The following is a 6376-nucleotide window of genomic DNA, read 5'->3' as shown; positions in this document are numbered from 1 at the left end:
ACTGGGCGCGCTTCGGGCGACTGTACCTCGAGGGTGGCGCGCGCGAGGGTCGGCAGATCGTGCCGGCCGGTTGGGTCGCGGCCTCGGTGAACCCGAGCGCACCACACCTGCAGCCCGGCGAGAACCCAGCTTCGAGCTGGACCTTCGGCTACGGCTACAAGTGGTGGATCCCGGAAGACCCGCAGGGCGACTTCCTCGCGATCGGGGTTTGGGGCCAATACGTCTACGTCGATCCGGTACGCGAGGTGGTCATCGTGAAGACCAGCGCCGATCCGGATTTCGACGACAGCGACCACGAGACCGTGGCCGTGCTCCGCGCGATCGCGCAGGCCGCTTCGAACAAATAACGCGCACCCGGCGGAGCGGGCTGGGAAGTCTTCCGCAAACTGAGCGACGCTTCGAGCACCAAAGGACGCGTGAGAGCTGTCCGGTCCTGGTTCGGCTGGGGATCCTCATCCATGCCGATCGCATGGCCGGTCAGGTTCGGTCTCGAACGGTGAACGGGGCCTCAAGTCGGGGCGGTCTGGTCATTCGTTATGGCGAATGAGGGATGAGCCTAAGAGACGGGCTCGACCGGATCGTCGCAGCCGAACACGGGCGCGGCCAGTGCCACGAAGTCGCACTTGGCGTCGTGCAAGGCGACTGCTTGACTCACGCCAGTGCCGGGAAATAGAACGGTCTCAAGACAGGGACTGAGACTCCCTTTCTCATCGCCTCGATCTCAAATCCTCGGTCGAGAGCTGCTGGCGGAGCCTTTCCGGATCGATCGGTGTGACGTCCTTATGGAAGAGGTAGCGGCCTTAGACGTTGATGTGCTGCCAGGCTACCGGTGAGACGCGCTTGAGGACCTCGGCGGCGGCCAGGTCGCCGCGAAGCTCCAGTTCGGCCAGCGCTTCGAACAGGATCAAGGCGTTGTAGTAGACCACCGCGTTGCCGATCAGGCGGGTGCGCTCGTTCCAGACCTCCTGTTCATGCTGGGACCGGACCCGGAACCGGCCGCCGTGCGCGTAGGCGATGGCACGGCGCAGCTGGTGGTCGGCATCGCCCCGATCACCCCCTTTGTCCGCGATGACCCGGCATCCTACTTGATCAAACTGCTGCGCCACTGTTCAAACCCGTCAGCTTCCCCGAGCCCTTGAGTGCCTCGCGCTCGGCATCGAAATACTCGAACGAGGGCGGGCCGGCACGTGTAATCTAGAAAATTTACTCATCAACGTAGCTTTGTCAGCCGAAGTTCAATGCGTCGCGATCGCGCATCGGCAGCCCGATACCCTCCTGCATCGACCGGTAAAGTCTGTCCTGCCGAATAGGTCCGAACCGCGATCGGGTGAAGCTGCTCACGCTCGGAATGCTGTTCGACGAACTCGATCCAAGCATGCTTGATCGCAAGCGCCCGCAGAAGTCCGAGGTCGTTGTTCGATCCTGGTGTCAGCCGCTCGAAGCTACTGGAATCGCCTTCAAGCAGGAGCGGAAGGACGACATCTAGATTGCCCCGTCGGGCAACCGGGACGCCGTCGGTATGCCCGATGATTTCGAGTGTGTCGACGGCATGGCGACCGTCTCGATTGCGTTTAAGGATCTCCGCGGCGATCTCCTCAAAGCCTCCCGACGTGAGGTCGATCTTGAAGTCCGGGGTCAACGTGGCGCTTCCAGAGGAAAAGAAGTGTCGCTTGTCGGCATCGGCGATGGTGATGATGGGTGGTTTGTCATCTAGGTGTATTCCCTGACGCAGCTCCAGGGTCATGACCTTCTGTTCTAGTTCTGCGACTTGCGCGCTCGCCGCTGCCAAGTCCGCTGTGGCCTGTTGCAGCTCCTCAGAGATTCGCGCTGCAGTGTCAGTGGCCGTTTGCGCCTCCGCCAGAGCAATATGGTATTGCTCCGCCTCGGCCTGAAGGGCTTGGATGCGTCTCTCCAAGTCAATGCGTGTAACCACCTCTTGACCCAGCTCACCCATCGCGTTGGCATAGCCATTCAGCCGCGTTACGGTGTGCTCAGCCGTTTCTTGGAGCGCCGTCTCCACGATCGTTTTCACCGAGTCGTTTTCGATGGGCGGTAAGTTGCCAAGTTGTGCTCGAATCTGGTTCACCGGACCGATGATCCGGGCGACGACAAGTTGGTCAGTGGGATCAGGAAGGACAACCAGCACCACCGCGCCGACAAGCGCGATCGCGACGACGAAAAGCGTCATGAAGAGATCACTCACGCTCGGCCAGTACGAGATACTGTGACCCAGTTCATCGTCTGAAATCATGGCCAGCGAAGTCCTTCAGTCGTGTGTCGGTGACATCGCGTTTAGCGATCGTCACGAAAGATTCGATCAACCCGCGGTCCCTCCTGCTTTGCTTCGAGGCGGGCGATCACCGCGTTCAACGAGGCGACATGTGCGTTCAACGCCATCTGTTGGCTCACGGCATCTGCTGTTCCACGCTCGAGGAGTTGCACGACTTCTCGGCCCTGCTCCAACAGGCGATCGAAATCGGTATTCAGTGTCGTGCCGGACGCAGACAGTCGCGTCATCGCTTCAATCAGCGTTTGCCAAGTCGTCGTGGTCTGGCCAGCGTGATGAAGCGCATCGTTGAGTTGTTGAGCAGCCGCTTTCTGGTCAGCACTGAGGTCCGCGAGAGTCGTGCAAAGATCCCCCGACCTGTTCGCGAGGTTCCCCATGTCCGCTGTGATGTGCGCGAAGCGCTCGGACAGTGAGCGGGAGGTCTGTTGTGCCTCGTCTAGCTCGGTCAAGACGGCTTTGACTTGCTGTCCGATCTGTTCAACTTGGTTGGCCGTCGTTTGCATGTCCAGGCGAATCGTCGCCGCTTCTTGCCGACTGCTTTTGTGTTCGGCGAGGGTTTTCTGTGCAAGCGTTTGAAGAGTATCGAGTTGCCCGATGGTCGCTGCGACCTGGGCGATGGCGTCGGCAGCTGACTGGTGCATGTCCTCAATGGTTACGACTGCCGCATTCAGCTCGCCGCGCAACGCCTGCTCCATTGACTCGGTGTGTTCGCGCAAGTTCGACGTCAGTGTAACGAGAGTCTTGCCGATGTCTTCGCGCATCGCTTTGCGTGTTGTTCCGATCGCCTTCTCAGTCGCTTTGGCGCGCGCCGTGACATCCTGAGCGAGGGTTGCAATGGATGCCGCGACATCGTCACGGAGCGCCTGATCCGCAGCTTGAAGCGCCTTCGCCGCATCGCGCACTGGCGCGGCGGCGGCATCCATCGAACGCGCTGTATTAGCGCAAGCGGCGGTGACGGCTTGAGAGGTTGCACTCTGTAGAATCGTGGCCGCAGTTACACAACCGTCTTTGATTTGCTCAGGAAGATCGTTCGCCGTCTGTTGGAGGATGCGGTGGGCCGTCTCAAGATGCTCCGTCATGAACGCGCCGTTCTGTTTCATCTCTTGCGCAGTCGCGCTGACCTGTTGTGCCACCACGTCCAGATGACCCAGCTGCGTGCATAATGGGGCTGTCGGACCGAAGTGGGCCGGCAGTATTTCAAGGAGCGCGTCGAGTTTGGGCGCAAGCGTCTCGGCGGTCGCCACGAATCGCGCGGCTGCTTGCTGTAACGGCGGCGAGTCGGCGCAAAATCCTTGCGCAGCCCCCGCGAGACGCGTCACAAAGCCATCGAAACTGCGCTGACTCGCAAGCATGGTTGTCACCAGTTCCCCGAGACTAGCGCGCACCTCGTCGAATTCCCGGCTGATCGAGGGCGGAGGGAAGCGGGGAAACAGTTCCTCCAAGTCCAACTGGTCCAGTTCGCCGGCGAGAGTGCCGCGGCGATGGGCATAGATCCCGCGAAGAAAGACCACGACGATCGTTCCGATCAGGGCTGCAAGGCTTGGCCAGAAGGCTTGTCCGAGATCTTGGATCATCTTCGTCGCAGTAAAAGCGCTTTCGGCGGCCTCGAAGACCCCATCAGGATTGGCGCTGATGTTGAAGCTACCGAGAATCGGCTTGATCGCCAACAGGGTCCCGGCAATGCCGCACACCAACAGCAACCCGGTGATGCCGCCGCTGAGTCGTGCCGATCGCCGCCGGGCCTCACGCCGCGCCGATACCTCATGAAGCTCATGTAATGAGACCGCACGCCCTACCTTGGCAGCGGCCCATGCCGAGAGCAGGTGATCTGAAAAATGGGTATCGATCAGTTCCGGCCGCTCCATAACCCACCGCCGGTAATCGAACGAGACTGCGGGTCCAGCAGGAACGTCGCGCAGGCTATCGATCCCTCGTTGCAACATGCGTTGCTCGCGCGTGATCCCAGCACCGGCAATCAACCCGCAGACTGCACCGAATAAGGCAATCAATACGACGACCAGGGTGGCGACGATCGGCGTCGATCCCCATTCCAAATCCAACATGGCGTAAGGCTCCCTGTCGTCCCTAAGGTTGAACGACCCAGATCTCCGCTCGACGATTGCGGCTACGCCCGGTTTCGGTGTCGTTGGAATCCACCGGTAACTGCTGTCCCAGTCCGGCTGCAGTTGCAGGAATGTCGAAGCTCAAGAGTTGATCGACGATGTGCTGCGCGCGTTTGACCGACAGTCCATGGTTATAATCGGGCGCACCGGTGCTGTCGGTGAAACCCAGAATGACCACCTTGCCGGTCGGAAAGTCGTTCGCCAAGGCACGTGCCAATCGACCGATGTCAGCTTGGGCCTTGATGTCGAGCACGGACTCATTGAGGCCAAAGCGCAGATTGGTTGAATAGCGGCTTGCACGCGTCATTCCGCTCAGGCCGAGGGCTTCGCCCAGTGTTGCGAGAACCAGTGGGTCGACTGTTTCCTCTCGGTGACGCAGACGCAAATCAACGAAGCCGGCCTCGGCGATGCGATTTTGTCCCGGGTCCGAGGTGATGAACTCGACGAATTTCTGTGCTGCTGGTCGCGCTCGCGGTGAATGAACCGCAACAATCCGAAAGGACAAGCCGTAGTCCTCCGTACCGATCGAGAACGGGCTTGGCGCCAAGGCTCTGACTTCGGAGCCAGGCTGATAGGCGAGGTATTTCGCTCGCAGATTTGGCGCGCATTGGTGAAAGAGTGCAATGGCCCTGGTCTCCGGGTGACCAAGGATGGCCGCGAACGGATCCTCCACCGGTTGGGTCAATATCTCGGGTCGGTCAAGACGCTTCAGCCAGGAGATATCGCTTGCCTGGGCGAGCCAGCGGGTCTGCGCCAATTCCTCGGTCTCAATGTCCGTATCGGGTGCATCGGGATGACCGAGCAGCGCGATCGCGTTCAGTGCGATCACCTCCGAAAACGCGCGCGAGTCGATCGAATCACCGGGAAAGGCTGCGGCAAAGCGCTCGCGGATTATGGGGGAGGGTGGCAGATCCGTGATCACCAGATCCGCCTGATCTTCGATGAGCAACGCCGACGGATCCTCCACCGCGACCCGAATCAAGACACCGGGAGCGATGTCTGGATCGGTACTCGGAAGAAACCACTGCCCGGTGTCTTGATCCAGTGTTGCCGCTTCACCCCAACGGGCCTGCACGAGGGGTACGACCAGTGCTGCATCCAACCCCGGGCTGCTCGCGATGACCAGCCCGGCATCGCTGGCCGGGAAGGGCAGCGCCGCCGGCTCCGGGATGGCATCAATGGCGCGGCGAGCACGGTCGAGGTTGTCCTGAATCTGTGTCTGCAAGGCCACGAATTGCGGATCCGCACCGCCGACGACCACCGGGACGGCTAGGCTGCGAGCACGTCTCATCGCATCTCGGATCCCGTCGATTAACATCGCGAGGGCTTCGGCTCCAGCACTGTCGGCACCCATCGACACCTCCGCCTGGACCGTCTCAGCACGCTCCTCCAAGGTTTCGTAACCGCGGACCAATCGGGACGCCGCCATTGAGCGCTCGACCGCGCGACTGTCTGGTTGCTTCCCCGCCTCCATGCGTTCGGCAACCTCTGTCGCGATTGCATCAAGCTGCGTTTCGAGAAGCCGAGCCTCGTCCGCAGCGCCAGCTTTGACCGCCTCTGCGATCTCCTCACTCAGGCGCAGCACATCATGTTGGAGTTGCGCGGTCTCAATGGCTGCAACGGGTTCGGGAGATGAAGCAGCCGATGCTGCCTCCAACTGTGCCAATTGCGCGTCGAGATCCGCGACTTCGGCACTCAGCAACGCATGCTGTTGCATCCAGCCACTGGAGCCCAGTAGCGGCAGCAGCAACAACACCAACGCCAGCACACCGACGACACCGACACCGCCCCAAACTGCCCCGGGGTAGCGTTGCAGGATCGCTGACCACCAGGCAACTGGGCGACGATGGGCGTGGCAGTTCGGATTCGCGCTCGGACACCCCGAATCGTCCTCTATCAGGATTTCCCGTGTCCGCGAATAAGGGCACTGTTGTGTCGGATCATCGCAACGAAAATACCGTTTCAT

General features: G+C 60.9%; 4 protein-coding genes and 1 pseudogene. 1 reads left to right on the top strand and 4 read right to left on the bottom strand.

Annotation, left to right across the window (positions count from 1 at the left end):
• Positions 1 to 347: pseudogene (locus CKO25_RS11405) on the top strand (hypothetical protein); the annotation flags it as partial.
• A 453-nt stretch (positions 348 to 800) separates the two neighbouring features.
• Here the strand turns inward: CKO25_RS11405 and CKO25_RS11400 are convergent.
• The 4 genes from CKO25_RS11400 to CKO25_RS11385 all read right to left on the bottom strand — a co-directional run bounded on the left by CKO25_RS11400 (position 801) and on the right by CKO25_RS11385 (position 6376).
• Entirely contained in the window at positions 801 to 1106 is a 306-nt protein-coding gene (locus CKO25_RS11400) for a Tn3 family transposase (protein ID WP_200388052.1), read from the bottom strand.
• Positions 1107 to 1210: 104 nt separating this feature from the next.
• Entirely contained in the window at positions 1211 to 2251 is a 1041-nt protein-coding gene (locus tag CKO25_RS11395) for an OmpA family protein (protein WP_200388051.1), read from the bottom strand.
• 41 nt (positions 2252 to 2292) lie between these two features.
• Positions 2293 to 4350, bottom strand: coding sequence for a coiled-coil domain-containing protein (locus CKO25_RS11390; RefSeq protein WP_200388050.1), 2058 nt, complete (start codon positions 4348 to 4350; stop codon positions 2293 to 2295).
• A 22-nt stretch (positions 4351 to 4372) separates the two neighbouring features.
• Positions 4373 to 6376, bottom strand: coding sequence for a phosphate ABC transporter substrate-binding/OmpA family protein (locus tag CKO25_RS11385; RefSeq protein ID WP_200388049.1), 2004 nt, complete (start codon positions 6374 to 6376; stop codon positions 4373 to 4375).

The organism is Thiocapsa imhoffii, assembly GCF_016583985.1.
Taxonomy (GTDB): domain Bacteria; phylum Pseudomonadota; class Gammaproteobacteria; order Chromatiales; family Chromatiaceae; genus Thiocapsa; species Thiocapsa imhoffii.
The sequence above is the reverse complement of the archived record's forward strand: the minus strand, read 5'-3'. Positions and strand labels throughout refer to the sequence as shown.